The organism is Legionella anisa (assembly GCF_001467525.1).
GTDB classification, from domain to species: Bacteria; Pseudomonadota; Gammaproteobacteria; order Legionellales; family Legionellaceae; genus Legionella; species Legionella anisa.
The window spans coordinates 17,289-34,419 of the sequence record NZ_LNXS01000004.1; the positions used below are offsets into that span (position 1 = coordinate 17,289).

Genomic DNA, 17,131 nt, shown 5'->3' on the forward strand with positions numbered 1-17,131 from the left:
CGGCCACGAGGATCGTTTAATGAACCCAATGAAAACAGGCTCTTCAATTAATAAACCTGATAAGTATTATACATACCCCAATAACCCACATTACCTAAATCATCATAGCCATAATAATAAGCATCGCTATCATTGTAATAATCTATGTCCCAATAGGGGCTAGTCTGATACCCAACACTATAGGCGTAAGCAGGAGTAGTATAGGCTGGAGTATAGTAAGTCTTAGCATAGCCCGGAGTGTAATAGGTTTTAGCAGTGGGGTAGTAGGTCTTAGTATAGGTTTTAGTAGCAGGGGTGTAGTAGGTTTTAGTCGTATAAACTGGAGTAGTAGAAGTTGGAGTGTAATACACTCGATCTCGAGCACATCCAGTTATTAAAGATACAGTGCCTAACACCGTTACAACAAGCATTAATCTGTTCATGATATCTTCCTATTCATTGATACTTAATAGACTGAATCTTAAAAATTAGTAATAATGCCAGTGATGTCAGCGGTGCCCATGATGCCAATAAGCATAATTTGCTACTTTGAGTAAATTAGTGTTAATGGACGAGACATCTGTCCTTTGAGCTGGATTCTCAGGAGCTGAAGGGAATGCCGCAAAAATGGGCAAGGCAGTTAAGAAAAAAGGAATACTTAAGACTACGGAAATAATTAGTTTTTTCATAATAGCCTCCTGGCTCTTATTACAAATCTAATCAGCGTAGATTAAGTATACAGTATGTTCATATTTTAATCAAAATGATTATTTTTTTATTTATTTCGCTTAATGAAATACAGGCAACGCCTTCCCGTCTCCTGAGCCTGTTTCATTATCCACTGTGGAGGTTTATGCAGAGCTTAAGGCTTCCTATCAACTACATAGGCTTGCACACCACTCTCCAACACAACCTCCCAATCTGAAGTTATTCAATGGTTCAGCCAGGAAGATTCATTACCTATATATGTAAATAATAGACCATTGAGTGCCATTGGTGTTTATTATTTGCACAAAATTTACTTATTCCTTATTTCTATATAAATGATTTGCAGAAGCTTGTACCGTAGGCATAATGGTCATTTCTTCGATATCCATATGTTGGGGACGAGTAATACAATATACAATGGCATCTGCTATATCCTCTGCCAATAAGGATTGGAAGTCCTGATAAAACGCTTTTGCTTTTTGTTTATCATTCCATCGTACTTCACTAAACTCAGTTTCCACTGCCCCTGGAGCGATTTCAGTAACACGAACCGGGCTGCCAAGCATATCCAGTCTCATTGATTTTGAAATAGCATGTACTGCATGTTTGGTTGCACAATAAACGTTACCGTTTGGATAACATTCATGTCCCGCCACAGAACTGATATTCACTACATGACCGCGGCCTCGTTCCAGCATGCCTGGAATCAGAGCACGACTTACATAAAGCAGCCCTTTAATATTGGTATCAATCATGACATCCCAATGTGCTTCAATTCCCTGTTGCAAAGGCAAAGAATCCAATGCCAATCCTGCATTATTAATTAAGACATCTATAGAGCGCCATTGATTGGGTAAAGAACCTAATTGTTTCTTAACTTCTTCATGATCACATACGTCTAAAGGCAAAACGTAATGCACTTCTCCATATTGTTGATTCAACTCTTTTGCCAAAGCCTCGAGGCGTTCTACACGACGAGCACTGAGTATCAGTCGCGCTCCATGCTTTGCACACAAGCGAGCGCAAGCCTGACCAATTCCGCTGGAAGCCCCTGTAATTAAAATAATTTTATTGGTTAAATCATTCATCTCTTAGCCCTCTCACTACCTACGTTCTGCGATTTGTTCGCAGAATCCATGATCGATCTGGTTTAATAATCAGACATTGTAGCCTTATTCTCCACGTCCTGGATCCCGCGAACAAGTCGCGGGACGTAGAATATGGATGAATTATCAACATACCCTACTTAAATTTAGAAAAAATACAATGAATTATTAAAAATATTATCTTCAAATGATGTAAAAAGCACTACTGCACATCAGTAGTGGAAAGTGTAGGATAAGTTATTTTTTGTGATATCGTTAGTTTTGCCGTAACAACTGCATCACTTCGTCGTCTGTCGTTTGTGAAAAATCATTGTACCACAATCCTACAGCATAAAAGCTTACTGGGCGCATTGGACAAATGATCTCATCAACTAATGGAGCGATTTCATCACACGTCGAGCGTGCAGCAACTGGAATTGCGACAATAAGTTTTGCTGGTTTCTTTTGTTTCAATGCTGCAATTGCCGCACGCATCGTATAGCCAGTCGCAATGCCATCATCCACAAGTATTATGGTTTTTCCCAATAATTCAGGAGCAGGTTTCGTGCCACGATAAACCCGTTCACGTCGCAATAACTCATTCTGTTCGGATTTTTGAATTTTATCAATCGCTTCTGTGGGTATATGTAATAAGTTGACCACTTCTTCATTTAAAACGGTTATCCCTCCAGAGGCAATAGCCCCCATAGCCAATTCTTCATGTCCAGGAACACCCAGCTTACGGACAATAAAAATATCAAGCGGGAGCGATAGCTTATGCGCAATTTCATAGCCTACGGGGACACCTCCTCGAGGTAATGCCAACACAATTACATCCGTGCGCTTCGCATAATTCTTTAGCGAATCCACTAGAACACGGCCTGCTTGATATCGATCATCATAGTTCATTGCCATATTCCTCCAAAACGCTCCTTCAAATTGAAGTCTAGTCCATACTTCGTCATGTAACAAAGTATCAATTCTTAATCGTTATTTGTGTCCGCATCAACCATAATTGTGCCTTTTCTCACCTTAGATACCTAATTTAAGTGTATTTATCTCACTATGCTATATTTTAACAATCTGGCTGTTCTCATGGAGGAAATAGCAATGAATGTTACTGAAAAGATTATCAAAGCGCATCTTCTTGAAGGAAAAATGGAACCAGGAAAAGAGATTGCCTTAAAAATAGACCAAACTCTGTGTCAAGATGCGACAGGCACCCTAGTCATGCTTGAGTTGGAAGCAATAGGTCTTGAGCAAACTCAAGCTGAAATTTCCGTTCAATATGTAGATCACAACTTAATTCAAGAAGACAATAAAAATCCAGATGATCATCTCTTTCTTGCAAGTGCAGCAAGACGTTTTGGTTTTTATTTTAGCCGACCGGGTAATGGCATCAGTCACGCGGTACATATGCAAAACTTTGGAAAACCCGGTAAAACATTAACCGGATCAGACAGTCATACCTGTGCTGCAGGATCCCTAGGAATGATTGCTATTGGTTCAGGAGGATTGGAAGTCGCAATGGCTATAGCAGGTTATCCATTGTATATAAAAATGCCCAAAGTTATGGGCATTCATCTGACCGGATCGTTGCCCAAATGGGTCAGTGCAAAAGATGTTATTTTGGAAATGTTACGTCGTTATGATGTAAAAGGTGGTGTGGGTTATATTTTTGAATATTATGGAGAGGGTTTAAAACACCTAAGCGCTATGGATCGCCACGTGATTGCCAATATGGGCGCTGAGTTAGGAGCAACTACTACAGTATTTCCTTCGGATGAAATAACAAAAGAATTCTTGCAAAGTCAAGGTCGCGAAAAAGACTGGATTGAATTAAAGGCAGACAAAAAAACAGCGTATGATGAACATGCAGAAATCAACTTATCCAAACTGATACCACTGATTGCCAAGCCTACGAGCCCTGGAAATGTAGTTCCAGTTTCCGAGATAGCTGGCCAAGAAGTTTATCAAACCTATATCGGCTCCTCAGCTAACCCAGGTTATCGAGATTTTGCGATTGCAGCCGAGATAGTAAAAGGACGAACCGTTCACCCTAATGTCTCATTTGATATTAATCCAACCTCCCGAACTATTTTAGAAGAACTAGTGCGCGATGGTTATTTAGGAAGTCTGATTCACGCAGGTGCTCGCATTCATCAGGCCGGATGCAATGGATGTATTGGGATGGGGCAAGCCCCCGCAACAGAAAAAAACAGTTTACGCACAGTACCAAGAAATTTCCCCGGACGCTCAGGTACTGATGAAGACAAGGTTTTCCTTTGTAGCCCAGAAACCGCGGCCGCATCCGCATTGACAGGATTAATTACCGACCCAACTACTTTAGATATGCCTTATCCTAAAATAAAAATACCCAAGAAAAGAATATTAAATCAGGCGTGCTTTGAAGGACCTCTGCCTTTAGACGAAGCAAAAAAAATAAAATTAGTGAAAGGTCCAAACATCGTAACTTTGCCAGAATTTGAGCCATTGCCTCATTCATTGAAAATACCTGTGTTACTCAAAGTAGAAGATAATATTTCAACGGATGAAATTTCCCCCGCTGGGGCGAAAGTTCTACCTTATCGCAGTAATATTCCTAAAATTAGCGAATTTACTTTTACTCATATCGATTTAGACTATGCAGAGCGTGCGAAAAAAAATAAACAAGGTCATGTGATCATAGGCGGAGAGAATTATGGACAAGGTTCTAGTCGAGAACATGCAGCTTTAGCTCCCCGCTATTTGGGTTTACGAATAGTCATTGCCAAAAGTTTTGCCCGCATTCATTGGCAAAATCTGATCAATTTTGGCATTTTGCCTTTAGTTTTTACAAATCCTAAAGATTACGATGCAATTAACTTAAATGATGTTGTTGAAATCAAGAAATTGCCTGACATTCTGGACAAAGAGACCTTCAAAATAAAAATCAATGACAAAGAAGTGGAAGTGCAACAAACCTTATCGAAACGTCAAATCGAATTGCTTCTTGAAGGTGGATTAATTAATTGGGTGAAAAAAGATCTAAAAAAGAAGAATAAAAGTAAATAACAACCCAACCTACACACTTAGATATATTTGAATGAGATTAATCTTCATAAACACAAGGTAGGTTGGGTCTTTTAGACCCAACAAAAAACTCTGTTCACAACGAGTTGTTGGGTCAAAATGACCCAACCTACGGGTATCATTGCAGGAACAGCAATCATGAATCAAAGTTTAGTTTCGGTCCTAAAGGCACGATTTGTGTTGGGTTTATGGTTTTATGACTAAAATAGTAATGGTGTTTGATATGTAAAAAGTTTACGGTCTCGCGTACCCCAGGATAATGATACAACCGCTCTAAATATGGTTGTAGTGCCTCATAATCACTTATTCGCTGCTGGTTTGTTTTGAAATGACTGTAATATACGGCATCAAAACGAATTAACGTCGTAAATAGGCGCCAGTCGGTCTCAGTTAACTGCTCCCCGAATAAATATTCTTGGTTGCGTAAGCGCACATCCAGTTCATCAAGTAAACGAAATAATTGGACATACGCTTCTTCGTAAGCATGCTGAGTTGTTGCAAAACCACAGCGATAAACTCCATTATTAATGGCATTATAAATTCGCTCATTCAACACATCAATTTCCACGCGCAGAGGTTCTGGGTAAAAATCTTGGTTATCTCCTGTTAAATGATTAAACGCCTGATTAAACTGGCGAATAATTTCTGCTGATTCATTACTAACAATCGTTTTTTCTTTTTTATCCCACAAAACAGGTACAGTAACTCTACCGCTGTATTGATTGTCTGCTTTGATATAAAGCTCATATAAATAGTTCAATCCATACAGAGAATCTCCAGTAGCCCCCATTCCTTTTCTAAACTCCCAACCATATTCAAGCATATGAGGATGTACAATAGAGACATCAATATAATCATCTAATTTCTTGAGTTTTCTGAAGATCAAAGTACGATGTGCCCATGGACAGGCAAGTGATACATACAAATGGTAACGACCCTTTTCAGCAGGAAAACGAGTGTTGGGTTCATTACCAATTGCTGAATGAAATTGAGTAGGTTCTCGTTTGAATGCTCCTCCTGTTTTCGAAGTATCATACCAAACATCATGCCATTGACCATCAACTAATTGTCCCATGATTTATCCTTAGTTAGATTCGATAAACTGCTTTTTTCACAAGCTTTAGGTTATGCTATATATTTAAAACGATTTCAGAAAAGAATAGCACATGAATAATTCAAATAATCCTTATCTATCAGGAAACTATGCCCCAGTTCACGATGAATTGGAGGTGAATCAATTGGAAATACTCGGCGAAATCCCTAAGGATTTACTGGGAGTCTATATGCGTAATGGCCCAAATCCAGAGTTCGCTCCTATTTCCTATACTTATCCATACGATGGGGACGGCATGATCCATGCGGTTTATATCGCAGAGGGTAAAGCAGCGTACCGGAACCGATTTGTTGCAACCAAAGGGTTACTTAAAGAACGGAAAGCGGGAAAAGCACTCTATGGTGGCGTTTTGCACCCTGCTCCAATGGATCCTAAGTGGGCAGGCCCTGAGGATGAGCCCGTTGCCTTTAAGAATGGAGCATTTATTCATATTACTCGTCACCACGACATTTATCTGGCACTGAGTGAATCAGCACCAGCATATCGCATGACAGCACAGTTGGATACCCTTGGTGAATGGAAGCCTTATCAAGATCAACCGGCCATAGACATTTGTGCTCATACTCGATTAGATCCACTAAATGGCGAGTTGTGGTTTGTAAATTACGCTTTAATTCCACCCTATTTGACGTTTTATCGATTGGATAAACAGGGAGAAGAAATCCAAAAATGGGATATTGAAAAACCCTATTGCTCTATGATTCATGATTTTATTTTAACAAAAAATTACGTTCTTGTTTTTGATTGCCCTGTGCTCTTTGATATACAACAGATGATGTCTGGGGGACCTGTTTTGAGTTGGCGACCTGAGCTCGGCGTACGTATCGGTGTGATGCCTCGTTCAGGCGGGCAAATAAAATGGTTTCACACTGAACCATTTTTTGTATTTCACTTTGCTAATGCTTATGAGCAAAACGATGAACTTATTATTGACTATGTTAGGCATGAAAAAATAGTTCTTTTAGCACAGGAAGAAAAGCACCAATCCGTTCCTCCTAGATTAAACCGAACTGTTCTTAATCTGAAAACAGAAATGATGAAACATAGTGTACTGGATGAGCGACTGGTAGAATTCCCTCGTATTAGGGAAGATCAAAACAGCCTATCCCATCAATTTATTTATACACCAACAAAAACGAATACTCTTAATCCCCAGCAGGCCTTTAATGCGCTAATAAAATATGATGTAACGAATCAACACTCATGGGTTTATGATTTTGGCCCCCATGCAGAAATAGGAGAAGCAGTTTTTGCACCAGCGGCAACACATAAATCAGAAGATGACGGTTATTTACTGTTATTTGTATACGATAAACGTTCAAACCAAAGTGAACTCGTTTTATTAGATGCCCAAAATTTCCCGAATGATCCCATTGCTCGCATAAGGATGCCTCGCCGAATTCCCCATGGTTTACATGGTTCGTGGATGCCTGGAGCTTGGTAATTATTGGGTATGTAAATAAACAGCTTCATCATGAAGCACTAAAAAATATTCAGCTGAAACATAAAAAGAAGAGAAACAGATTATGAAGCAATTTTTTGGTTACTCCCCAGAAGTAAAATCAGCTCTTGAAAATAAAAAGCCGGTGTTGGCTTTGGAGTCCACGATTATTTCCCATGGTATGCCTTATCCTGATAATTATGAAACAGCACAGGCAGTAGAACACATCGTTCGTGAATACGATGTCACCCCGGCTACCATTGCTGTGATTGATGGGAAAATAAAAATGGGCTTAACAGAAAATGAATTACACCACTTTGCAAGCAATAAAGAGGTTTTAAAAGCAAGCCGACGTGATTTGCCTTTCGTAGTAGCCAACAGGTATTCTGCAGGAACCACGGTTGCAGCAACCTTATTCTGTGCTGCTAAAGCAGGTATTAAATTATTCGCTACAGGTGGAATTGGCGGTGTCCATCGAGGTGATGCTCAGGATATTTCTGCTGATTTAATTGAAATCTCAAGAACACCGATTGCGGTTATTTGCGCTGGAGCAAAAGCCATCCTTGACCTGCCACGTACTCTAGAATTTTTAGAAACGATGAGCGTGCCTGTTATTGGTTATCGCACGCAGGTATTACCCGCATTTTATACTGATTCGACTCAGTATTCGTTATCCACTTGGGTAGAGGATGTACCCACCCTTGCTCAAATAGTAACAGCTCATTGGGATATCGGCATGTCTTCAGGAGTCTTAATTACCAATCCAATTCCTGCAGAATTTAATATTCCGCTTGAAGTGATTGAACCAGTAATCATGGATGCCATACACAAAGCGGAGCAAAATAATATTTCAGGAAAAGCATTAACGCCTTTTCTCTTGGCCGAAGTAGCCCAGCTGACCCAAGGCAAAAGTTTGCTTGCCAATATCGCTTTAATTAAAAATAATGCGCGCCTAGGAGCAGAGCTCGCACGCGCTGTCCTGGATTTCCAATTGAGTAAATAGTTTAGATGGGACTATTAAAACATTAGCATGTAGCCTGGGTGAAACGAAGTGAAACCCGGGTTTCAGTCCTCCAGACTTTCTTACAATAGCACCCTTATTAAAAATAATGACATTCTAGGAGGCGCGCTGGCAATGTGCACTCTAAAGCCCCAGTTATACTATCAGGGCTTCAGTGTGATGCAGTAAACAGGGATTATTTAGTTGATAGTGGCTTTGTGTTCGTGCTCATGTGATTCCATTTCGGTATCTTGATGAGTCTTCTTTTCCTGCCACCAATAGGTCAGTTTATGCCAACCATGCAGTGCTGCCCGGTATAAATCAGGAAGGATGGATACAATAGCATCAAGATAATCCGTAACCCCACCCTTATTGAACCCGTAAATGCAACGACTGAATTCGGCGCCTTTTTTGCTGAGTGCAATCGTATCGTCTTTTTTGAAAAATCGACTTGGTTCAAAGCCTGGTTGAAATCTTTTTTCGTAATCGTGTAATTCTTGAGTAAATACATCTTCGATATCATCTGCAATCAAGTGCCTTACTTGCGTTTCTGTAAGAACGGGATAAAGCACCGCCATCATCTCACGTATTGATTTATTCTTCGTTAAATTCTCAGCAGAGTCTTTACGATTACCAGAACCTAAACCAAGGCTCCAATTACATGCTCCCACTAAAAGAGTTAATGCTTCGTGATATTCAGCATATGCAGTAGCGCGTTTATTGATAAAGTACGCTGCAGCTGCCCAGCCTATCCAACCTATATAACCGATTACTGGAAGAAAAGACAAAGCGGTTGCTGTGACCCCAAAAACCACACTTCCGGTAATTTTTTGATCAATACTTTTTAGTTGCATTGATTTATCTTTTACGAGTGCGATGCATTTATTTAAAAACTCGATTTGATTTGAATTAGTCGTTCGAAAATCCTGCTCCACTGTGATGCCAAGTACATTGCCATCAGCCGCCTGAGCGCCCTTACCAATAGCAAAATACTGTTGCGATTCCAACTGCAATGTATTTAACTCACTGTTAATACCCAATTGAGGAATAGGTGTATAAGATGGTTGCTTTTTTAACCCGAAAGTTCCTAATACAGTCTCTAATACGGATGCCATTTTGGTCTACTCATAAGAAAAATGAAAAGGCATTCTAAATTTTATTTTAAATAATAACAACAAAGAAATATGCAAAATGGTGCATAGTTGAATAATGTGTTTACCCCTTATGAGGCAATAAAGAATAGAAGTCGCTTAGCATTGGTTAAAGTGCAGGATCATTTGCATTTAGTTTTTTTTCGCAATTAACTCTTTAATATCAATTGCTATCTCACGGATTGTTTTTTCTTTACCTATATCATTACGAATATCAAGATCAAATTCATCCTCTAAGTCGAAGAAAAAATTAACTAAATCTAGAGAGCTAGGAACAACTTGATCAATTGATTGATCCAAATCGATCGCTTCAGGCGCAATTTCCTGTGTTCTTGCAATTAAATGAATAACACGATGTTCTACTGTTTGCTCCATAAAAAGTCCCTCTTCTCGATTCAAACAAGATAATTAATTCCTCTTTTTAATTGAGTATACAATCAGCGCTCATGCAACTCCATTAATATTTATCCACATAATCAATTTGAACTGATACCTAGATAGAGACCCTATTTAAAAGCCAAACTGTTTAAAGCATTGGGCTCCTAAAGATTTCATGGCGCTGCATGGAAAGATTGTTGTTGTGGCTTCTGCATCATTTGCTATTTGAATAACATAGGACCGGCCATTTAAGCATAAGATATTCCAATATGCCGCATCATTGCGATCGACTCCTTGATAAAAAGATTCAATAGGAGCACAGGACTCGCCTGCTGCATTGATAATACCGCTTAGTATTTGTGTTTTTTGCGCTGATGTTCTGCTCAATAAAATATCATTGGCAATATTAGCATGATTACAGGAAGTAAATACCAACAGGAAAAGCATCATCATAGACTTACTCATAATGCATCCTTAAAGTTGCATTGCCATAGCAAGATTTTGGTCTATATGATGTTATTGTAGTATAGAATGGATTTCTCCATTTCAATTCATCAAATTAAAAACCATTAAGAATCTACAAGGGGCATGCCGCTTTGAACGGCCATCCACTGAGGAGTTATTTGACTCAATAAAATACAGTAGCCTGGGTGCAGCGCAGCGGAACCCGGGTTTCGCTGCGCTGCACCCAGGCTACAATGCTCCGTGGCTGTACGTATTTTCCTGTTTCGATTTTTTGAGGATCTCTCAGACATAAAGCGAGCAGTTACATAGGAGAAAATTTCAGTAGAGCCTAGCGTTCATCACAGACGGTATAGTATCCATGGCGAAAAGGATTACTGCGCGATCTAAACTTATAATCTCGGCAGCGTTGTCCATGATCATCTGTATATCGTCTGTCTAAGCGGAACGAAAAATCGCCAAAATTCATATCTTGTTGCCACTCTCGTTGCTGACGAGCTCTATCCTCTTCATCCATTTCTTTAAAAAATTTACTGAGCTTACTGGCATGTCCTACTGAGAATAGAGAAGTAACGAGCAGAAGTAAGATTATTTTTTTCATAATTAGACACCAAAAAACGCAAAACGAGCGTTATTAAACCATATTTTTCCTAAGTAGACAAAAATTTAAAGGAAAAGGGGCAAAGAAAGTGTATACTCGGATTATTAAGATTATTGAATAATCAGGGAATTCTAATGCCTGGACAGCCATTTAAAATAACCATGCCATTTGTTTTGTTCAGCATGGTACTTTATCTTTTGTTACTTTCCTTTATTCAATACCCTTTGACTACGTTCCTCAAACCCATTCCCATTGCTTTGCTGATTCTTTTTGTCTTCCAAGTTAATCCAGACAAGCACATAAAACGTCTATTATTTCTTGCATTAGGATTTTCACTAATTGGTGATGTCTTTTTGACTCTTCCCATGGAAACGGCATTGCAAATTGGGATCTTGGCGTTTATGGCCACCCATTGCAGCTACATCAGTTTATTTTTAAAGAACCTACAGTTTCAAAGAAAGAATTTGCTCGCCTTTTTACCCATCTTATTATTTGTACTCATAAGCTTTTACTTTTTATCACCTTACCTGGGAGCAATGAAAATACCGGTAGCAGTTTATTTATGTCTGCTGACCTTAATGGTATTTTGTTCCTTCCAAGTCAAACAGCAATCACTATTGCTGCGAACCGGAGCCTGTCTTTTTTTACTCTCCGACTTTATCTTGTCATTAGACTTATTTATTTTGCCACCCAATAAACCCATAGCTGTTTTAATTATGTTGCTCTATTATATTGCCCAGGTTCTATTAGTCATAGGAATCACTCAGACAAAAGAAAAGGTCTTTCTCAAGTTACAAGGTATATTTCGCTGTGCAAGACTGGCATAGTTATTACATATCATGAACTAATTCTCCGATTTTTTTCCTCCATTTTCTTTAAACGTCATCAAAGAATGTCTTGATTAAATCGGTATACAAAGCCTGAACACATGCAAATTATGCCCAGGCTATTATATTCTATAATTTATCCCATTTTTTTATAAGAATCATGTCCAATAAAACGGGCTCCCGGTCCTTCATGAGTAATGTCGCTTGCCTGCTTATTGAGTATGGAAATGGTATCAATCGCTTGTTGATTTTTATCAAAATGCCCACTAATGCTCAATACGGACTCACACATTGGATAAACCACGCTAAAAGATAATGCATTACCTACTATGTAGCCGGTAATTGGTCTTTTTTGATTTATTGCTTGTGGACACGTTTTTGAGGCAACAGCAGTAGTGAAAGAGCCTTCGATTTTATTATCGGACAAGATATTGAGCTCTAAAATTGATCCTCTTTCATTTTTATAGGTAACTGTTTTTTGCTCAGCAAAAACAGATTGAGCTAATAAAGAAGATGCTGCAATTGTGACACAGAAGAACGATTTAAAATTCATTTAGATACTCCTTTGTTTCTAAAACACTGAGGGGGTTGATATCGGATTGTTGTTTAACATCTTGTTCCGCTAAGGTCAAATAGTATTTTTGAAATTTTATAGGCGAAGTATTTGTCTCATTAAGACCTCATCATTGAATAGGCCTCTTGCATAAGAAGCCGATTAACTCTTTTGACACACAGGGTTCTTGAGCTTAATATACATAGCTTAATTGCTTCAATTACATATCTGCTGTTATTCCACAGTTATAAAGCTCAGGATGGGTTTGAAATGCATAAGTTGGTGATTGTTTGGTTGACTCTTTTACTGCTCGCAGCCTGCGAAAAAGAAAATAGGTCTTTTAGTGGATATGTTGATACAGATCTTGTCTATTTGTCTTCGGATTTTGGTGGGCGTCTGACTGATTTAGCCGTATTCAAGGGACAGTTAGTCAAAAGCAATCAATTTTTATTTAAACTCGAACAAACCAGTGAGCTTTATAGTGTACAAATGAGTCAGCTAAGCAAACAAAATCTACTTGCTCAACGCCAACAAATTTTGACCCAACTTAACTACAATGAAATCAATTATCGTCGTATCCAGGGGATGCGAAAACAAAATGCAGCAAGCCAAAGCGATCTGGATGCAGCTCAAAGAGATTTAAAGATTTCAAAAGATCAGCTTACTGACATCGATGTTAAAATCCAAAACAATCAAATTGAAACAAACGATAAAAAATGGCAGGTAACGCGCAAAGAAAACTTTGCACCCGAACGAGGACTTATATTTGATACGTATCATACACAAGGTGAATTTGTCCAAGCAGGTGCTCCCGTTCTTTCCTTAATTACCCGAAATAATCTTAAAGCAGTATTTTTTGTTCCTGAGAAAGAACTCTCTCAATTGCGCCTTAATGAACACGTTAAGATAAAGACTGATATAAATGAAAATTTTGCTACGGGACATATTTTCTATATTTCAAATATTGCTGAATTCACTCCTCCAATTATTTATTCCCGTGAAGAACGTCAACGTCTTGTATTCCGAGTTGAAGCAAAAATTGATTCTCCTGATTTAGAAAAAATTCATCTGGGACTGCCTGTCACTTTGGAATTAGCCGATGAGTGATTTTGCAATTGATGTTAAAAAACTAACAAAAAAATTTGATGAAAAAGTCGCTGTGGATCACATTAGCCTACAAGTAGAGAAAGGCTCTATATTTGGCTTTCTTGGTTCAAACGGTAGTGGTAAAACAACCACCATTCGAATGATTTGTGGCCTTTTAACTCCCACAGATGGAGAAGGAAATTGCCTTGGATATGACATTAAAACTCAAAGCGATGAGATAAAAAAACATATAGGCTACATGCCTCAGAAATTCAGTTTTTATACGGGATTAACCGTTTATGAAAATCTGCGCTTTACTGCGGATATTTTTCAGGTAAAAAATTCGGCACAAGCGATCGAAGACATCATCAAAGATCTTGGATTAGAGGACTATCGAAAGATACAAGCAGGTAATTTATCAGGAGGATGGAAACAACGTTTGGCTTTGGCATGTAGTTTACTTCATAAACCGCAATTATTATTCTTAGATGAACCAACCGCAGGTGTTGATCCCAAGGCACGTAAAGAATTTTGGGATTATTTACATAAAATTTCCTCTCGTGATGGCACCACAATTTTAGTAACAACTCATTATATGGATGAAGCTGAAAAGTGCACTGATTTAGCCTACATTAATTTAGGCAAACTCTTGTATATAGGCAGCACAAAAGATTTAATTCCTCAATCCAAAGTCAAAGCATATGTATTGGAAGTCGATAGAAAAGAGCAAACTCCATTAATGGAAAAAATACATGATGCACATCCAAAGTTATTGGCTTCAATTGTAAATAATGAATTGCGAATTTCATCACGTGATGATCAATCACTAAAGCAAGTGATTCAAGAAAACAATGATCGTTCAAGCAAAGAAGTCACTCCTTCTTTTGAAGAGGTTTTTATCGGATTAATGCGATGAACTATAAAAATCTATTACAGGGAATATCTCTAACTCGTCTTGGTGGTTTAATACGCAAAGAATTTATTCTTGTCAGTCGTGATCGAGGCACCATCGCGATGCTTGTTATCTTACCAATAATGTTACTTATCCTTTTTGGCTTTGCCATTGAATTCGATCCCAAACATCTACCCACCACCATTATTAGTTATGATAATTCGCCCTTGACCCGAAGCTATGTCAGCTCACTAGAAGCCTCAAGATATTTTAAAGTCATTCATGAAGGATTTGATGAACAAAAGAAGGATGAAGATTTTGCAAATGGAAAAATCAGCTTTGCTTTTACCATTCCTCCAAATTTTACACGCAAGTATCTTCGTAATGAGAACCCCCAATTACTGGTTGAAATCGATGGCTCTGATCCAGGAAGCAGTGCGAGTGCGCTCAGCAATGCTCTGCCCATACTCAATCAAACTCTGGATAGGTTTACAAAGCAAGGTTTAGGTTTCACACACACAACTCATTCAGAGCGAAGTGTCGATCTCACCATCCATCGACTGTATAATGAATCGAATATAAGCTCTTATAATATTGTTCCTGGCTTAATTGGAGTATTGCTTACTCTAACTTTGGTAATGCTGACTTCGACTGCCATCACTTCCGAAAAAGAAACCGGCACAATGGAAATGCTGTTAAGTACTCCATTAAAGCCATTAGAGATCATTCTTGGTAAAGTGATACCCTACATTGTTTTAGGTTATTTGCAACTTACAAGTATTTTACTTTTTGGTAAGCTCCTGATTCATATTCCTACTGAAGGAAGTATATTGTTGCTTTATATAGCCGCTGCACCGTTTCTTATTGCTAATTTAATGGTAGGCATGATTTTTTCTACACTCGCACGTTTACCTATGCAAGCAATGCAACTTAGTGTCTTTTTTCAACTACCTTCAATGTTTTTATCAGGTTATATTTTTTCTTTCTATGGTATGCCTACGTGGGCACAGTTCTTGGGATATTGTCTGCCAATGACCTATTTTACCCGGATTACACGTGGAATATTACTGAAGGGCAATACATTTAGCCAAATTGTCCCTAATATTTTACCTATTTTATTGATTGCCTTTATTTTGATTATTTTGACAGGAAAAATATTTAGAACAAAGCTCGACTAGAATCTACTGAGTTCGCCAAGATAGAAGAATTCAACAAAAATGGCCAAATTATGAAACGAAAAATTATCTTGCTCAATCTCTTTGCCATACTGCTTGGAGGATGTTGCAAAAACTGTATTATTCATGAAAAAGTGAATTATCCTACAAGTACGCGTAGTGGAGTTAAATACATCGATAATAAAGCCGACTTAAGTCGCGTCGCGTGGTGGAAAAAACTCAACGATCCAGAGCTTAACGAGCTTATTTCCCAGGCGCTAGCCTGTAATGATTCGATTAGAAGCTCCTATGCAACCATTGAGCAAGCACAAGCACAACTTAAAGCAGCTCAATATGCCTGGATCCCAACTCTTGATGCTACAGCGAACGGCTTTACTGGTAGAACCTGGAATACCCATATTACCCCAAGAGGCCAATTAGCAAATAACTCTTTCTTTTCTAACCTCTCCAACCTGAAATTTAGAGGATACTACGCCGGATTTGTTCCAGGGTATACATTTAACATCTTAAACAATATTAATAATATTAAAGCAGCTAGAGCCTCTTTGGCTATGGAACAGGCTCAGACCCAGTCAGTAAAATTAGGAATTATTAGCCAAATGAGCGGAACCTACTTTATGCTCTTAAGTCAACGAGAACAATTGGCCGTAGAAAAAGCCCTTAGTAGTGACTTGCGGAAACTTCGCCGACTCGAACAAATTCGATTCCGCAAAGGTGCCAATGATATCGAAATAACAACCAATCTAGATCAACAGATTGCTCAAGAAGAAGCGAAGATTCCCCAAATTGAACGTGTTATTGCGCAAAGTGAAAATACCATTCACCTCTTATTGAATCAAAATCCTGGGCCTATTGCCACTCATCGAACGTTACTTTCAATAAACTTAAATCATCTAATTCCTAAATCGTTACCTTCATCGGTTTTAAAAAATCGTCCTGACCTCATGATTGCCTTAAATAACCTGAAAATGGCTCAGGCACAGATTGGAGTGGCTTATTCAGCTTTTTTCCCTACAATTGACTTGACTGGTTTGGTTGGAGGAGCCTCTGTTGATTTAACTAATATTTTAAAATTAAGTACTAATATTTGGGTTGCTCGAGCCGCTGCTTCGACAAAAATTTTCAATGCCAGCACCTATCAAAATATCAAATCCGCTAAGGCTGGATTCAAATCAATCTACTATGACTATCTGGAAACACTTCATTCTGTATTCGCGGATGTAGATGATTCTCTTACAAATGAGCAGAAAAACAACTTATCCTATTTGCAAACTCAAAAAGCATATTTGGCAGCACAAAAAGCATATGATATTGCATTAGCTCAATATAAAGCCGGGGCAAAAGATTATCGCAATGTAATCAATGCCAAAATAAATCGTGACCAAAGTAAGTTGAGTTTAATCCAGGAAAAAGCCCAATTACTCGATAGCATCGTACAAGTGTATAACGCCGTCGCCGGTGGATATGATGCTGCTTAATTTATTCAACTTGTAGCCTGGGTGCAGCGTAGCGGAACCCGGGATTAAGAAGCAACTCTATTTACCCGGGTTCCGCTACGCCGCACCCAGGCTACGGCTATGTTTGAATCTTGATGAAAAGTCAGATTT

At 38.6% G+C, this 17,131-nt stretch carries 18 protein-coding genes; 8 read left to right on the forward strand and 10 right to left on the reverse strand.

The features are described 5' to 3' along the window. Positions 1–47: 47 nt before the first annotated feature. The 4 genes from Lani_RS01965 to Lani_RS01980 all read right to left on the reverse strand — a co-directional run bounded on the left by Lani_RS01965 (position 48) and on the right by Lani_RS01980 (position 2,681). Entirely contained in the window at positions 48–422 is a 375-nt protein-coding gene (locus Lani_RS01965) for a hypothetical protein (protein ID WP_019235146.1), read from the reverse strand. Between the two features lie 66 nt (positions 423–488). After that, positions 489–668, reverse strand: a complete 180-nt coding sequence (locus Lani_RS01970; RefSeq protein ID WP_019235147.1) for a hypothetical protein — start codon at positions 666–668, stop codon at positions 489–491. A 333-nt stretch (positions 669–1,001) separates the two neighbouring features. Beyond that, complete coding sequence (locus Lani_RS01975) at positions 1,002–1,775, reverse strand: SDR family NAD(P)-dependent oxidoreductase (RefSeq protein ID WP_019235148.1); 774 nt, start codon at positions 1,773–1,775, stop codon at positions 1,002–1,004. Between the two features lie 273 nt (positions 1,776–2,048). Next, complete coding sequence (locus tag Lani_RS01980) at positions 2,049–2,681, reverse strand: phosphoribosyltransferase (protein WP_040523278.1); 633 nt, start codon at positions 2,679–2,681, stop codon at positions 2,049–2,051. Between the two features lie 201 nt (positions 2,682–2,882). On the opposite strand from Lani_RS01980, the gene Lani_RS01985 reads away from it, so the two are divergent. Continuing rightward, positions 2,883–4,826 (forward strand): aconitate hydratase, encoded by a 1,944-nt coding sequence (locus Lani_RS01985; protein ID WP_019235150.1) that lies wholly within the window; start codon positions 2,883–2,885, stop codon positions 4,824–4,826. Between the two features lie 154 nt (positions 4,827–4,980). On the opposite strand, the gene Lani_RS01990 is transcribed toward Lani_RS01985, so the two are convergent. Next, positions 4,981–5,919 carry a glutathione S-transferase family protein gene (locus tag Lani_RS01990; RefSeq protein ID WP_019235151.1) on the reverse strand — a complete coding sequence of 313 codons (939 nt, stop codon included), beginning with the start codon at positions 5,917–5,919 and terminating at the stop codon, positions 4,981–4,983. A 91-nt stretch (positions 5,920–6,010) separates the two neighbouring features. Here Lani_RS01990 and Lani_RS01995 point away from each other — a divergent pair, with 91 nt between their 5' ends. Continuing rightward, positions 6,011–7,402, forward strand: a complete 1,392-nt coding sequence (locus Lani_RS01995) for a carotenoid oxygenase family protein (protein WP_019235152.1) — start codon at positions 6,011–6,013, stop codon at positions 7,400–7,402. A gap of 82 nt (positions 7,403–7,484) precedes the next feature. Continuing rightward, a complete protein-coding gene (locus Lani_RS02000) occupies positions 7,485–8,402 on the forward strand; it encodes a pseudouridine-5'-phosphate glycosidase (protein WP_019235153.1) in 918 nt (305 codons plus the stop codon). Between the two features lie 197 nt (positions 8,403–8,599). On the opposite strand, the gene Lani_RS02005 is transcribed toward Lani_RS02000, so the two are convergent. From Lani_RS02005 to Lani_RS02020, 4 genes are all read right to left on the reverse strand, one after another. Beyond that, positions 8,600–9,514, reverse strand: a complete 915-nt coding sequence (locus Lani_RS02005) for a hypothetical protein (protein WP_019235154.1) — start codon at positions 9,512–9,514, stop codon at positions 8,600–8,602. Between the two features lie 168 nt (positions 9,515–9,682). After that, entirely contained in the window at positions 9,683–9,925 is a 243-nt protein-coding gene (locus Lani_RS02010; protein ID WP_019235155.1) for an acyl carrier protein, read from the reverse strand. A 135-nt stretch (positions 9,926–10,060) separates the two neighbouring features. Then, complete coding sequence (locus tag Lani_RS02015; protein WP_019235156.1) at positions 10,061–10,393, reverse strand: hypothetical protein; 333 nt, start codon at positions 10,391–10,393, stop codon at positions 10,061–10,063. A gap of 328 nt (positions 10,394–10,721) precedes the next feature. Further along, positions 10,722–10,991 (reverse strand): hypothetical protein, encoded by a 270-nt coding sequence (locus Lani_RS02020; RefSeq protein ID WP_019235157.1) that lies wholly within the window; start codon positions 10,989–10,991, stop codon positions 10,722–10,724. A gap of 134 nt (positions 10,992–11,125) precedes the next feature. Between Lani_RS02020 and Lani_RS02025 the strand changes: the two genes are divergently transcribed. Then, positions 11,126–11,818 (forward strand): lysoplasmalogenase, encoded by a 693-nt coding sequence (locus Lani_RS02025; protein WP_019235158.1) that lies wholly within the window; start codon positions 11,126–11,128, stop codon positions 11,816–11,818. Between the two features lie 136 nt (positions 11,819–11,954). Here the strand turns inward: Lani_RS02025 and Lani_RS02030 are convergent, their stop codons facing one another. Beyond that, complete coding sequence (locus Lani_RS02030) at positions 11,955–12,371, reverse strand: avidin/streptavidin family protein (protein WP_019235159.1); 417 nt, start codon at positions 12,369–12,371, stop codon at positions 11,955–11,957. 270 nt (positions 12,372–12,641) lie between these two features. Here Lani_RS02030 and Lani_RS02035 point away from each other — a divergent pair, with 270 nt between their 5' ends. From Lani_RS02035 to Lani_RS02050, 4 genes are read left to right on the forward strand one after another with little or no spacing between them, the layout of a single operon-like run. Further along, on the forward strand, positions 12,642–13,478 hold the full coding sequence (locus tag Lani_RS02035; protein ID WP_019235160.1) for an HlyD family secretion protein: 837 nt from the start codon (positions 12,642–12,644) through the stop codon (positions 13,476–13,478). Further along, complete coding sequence (locus Lani_RS02040) at positions 13,471–14,373, forward strand: ABC transporter ATP-binding protein (protein ID WP_019235161.1); 903 nt, start codon at positions 13,471–13,473, stop codon at positions 14,371–14,373. The genes Lani_RS02035 and Lani_RS02040 overlap by 8 nt, the downstream gene beginning before the upstream one ends. Next, a complete protein-coding gene (locus tag Lani_RS02045) occupies positions 14,370–15,527 on the forward strand; it encodes an ABC transporter permease (protein WP_019235162.1) in 1,158 nt (385 codons plus the stop codon). The genes Lani_RS02040 and Lani_RS02045 overlap by 4 nt, the downstream gene beginning before the upstream one ends. A gap of 50 nt (positions 15,528–15,577) precedes the next feature. Next, positions 15,578–17,002, forward strand: a complete 1,425-nt coding sequence (locus Lani_RS02050) for a TolC family protein (RefSeq protein WP_019235163.1) — start codon at positions 15,578–15,580, stop codon at positions 17,000–17,002. The last annotated feature ends 129 nt before the right edge of the window (positions 17,003–17,131 follow it).

Excerpts from the sequence above, each read along its gene's own strand:
- Lani_RS01965 (WP_019235146.1), bottom strand. The coding sequence starts at position 422 with ATGAACAGATTAATGCTTGTTGTAACGGTGTTAGGCACTGTATCTTTA.
- Lani_RS01970 (WP_019235147.1), bottom strand. The coding sequence starts at position 668 with ATGAAAAAACTAATTATTTCCGTAGTCTTAAGTATTCCTTTTTTCTTA.
- Lani_RS01975 (WP_019235148.1), bottom strand. The coding sequence starts at position 1,775 with ATGAATGATTTAACCAATAAAATTATTTTAATTACAGGGGCTTCCAGC.
- Lani_RS01980 (WP_040523278.1), bottom strand. The coding sequence starts at position 2,681 with ATGAACTATGATGATCGATATCAAGCAGGCCGTGTTCTAGTGGATTCG.
- Lani_RS01985 (WP_019235150.1), top strand. The coding sequence starts at position 2,883 with ATGAATGTTACTGAAAAGATTATCAAAGCGCATCTTCTTGAAGGAAAA.
- Lani_RS01990 (WP_019235151.1), bottom strand. The coding sequence starts at position 5,919 with ATGGGACAATTAGTTGATGGTCAATGGCATGATGTTTGGTATGATACT.
- Lani_RS01995 (WP_019235152.1), top strand. The coding sequence starts at position 6,011 with ATGAATAATTCAAATAATCCTTATCTATCAGGAAACTATGCCCCAGTT.
- Lani_RS02000 (WP_019235153.1), top strand. The coding sequence starts at position 7,485 with ATGAAGCAATTTTTTGGTTACTCCCCAGAAGTAAAATCAGCTCTTGAA.
- Lani_RS02005 (WP_019235154.1), bottom strand. The coding sequence starts at position 9,514 with ATGGCATCCGTATTAGAGACTGTATTAGGAACTTTCGGGTTAAAAAAG.
- Lani_RS02010 (WP_019235155.1), bottom strand. The coding sequence starts at position 9,925 with ATGGAGCAAACAGTAGAACATCGTGTTATTCATTTAATTGCAAGAACA.
- Lani_RS02015 (WP_019235156.1), bottom strand. The coding sequence starts at position 10,393 with ATGAGTAAGTCTATGATGATGCTTTTCCTGTTGGTATTTACTTCCTGT.
- Lani_RS02020 (WP_019235157.1), bottom strand. The coding sequence starts at position 10,991 with ATGAAAAAAATAATCTTACTTCTGCTCGTTACTTCTCTATTCTCAGTA.
- Lani_RS02025 (WP_019235158.1), top strand. The coding sequence starts at position 11,126 with ATGCCTGGACAGCCATTTAAAATAACCATGCCATTTGTTTTGTTCAGC.
- Lani_RS02030 (WP_019235159.1), bottom strand. The coding sequence starts at position 12,371 with ATGAATTTTAAATCGTTCTTCTGTGTCACAATTGCAGCATCTTCTTTA.
- Lani_RS02035 (WP_019235160.1), top strand. The coding sequence starts at position 12,642 with ATGCATAAGTTGGTGATTGTTTGGTTGACTCTTTTACTGCTCGCAGCC.
- Lani_RS02040 (WP_019235161.1), top strand. The coding sequence starts at position 13,471 with ATGAGTGATTTTGCAATTGATGTTAAAAAACTAACAAAAAAATTTGAT.
- Lani_RS02045 (WP_019235162.1), top strand. The coding sequence starts at position 14,370 with ATGAACTATAAAAATCTATTACAGGGAATATCTCTAACTCGTCTTGGT.
- Lani_RS02050 (WP_019235163.1), top strand. The coding sequence starts at position 15,578 with ATGAAACGAAAAATTATCTTGCTCAATCTCTTTGCCATACTGCTTGGA.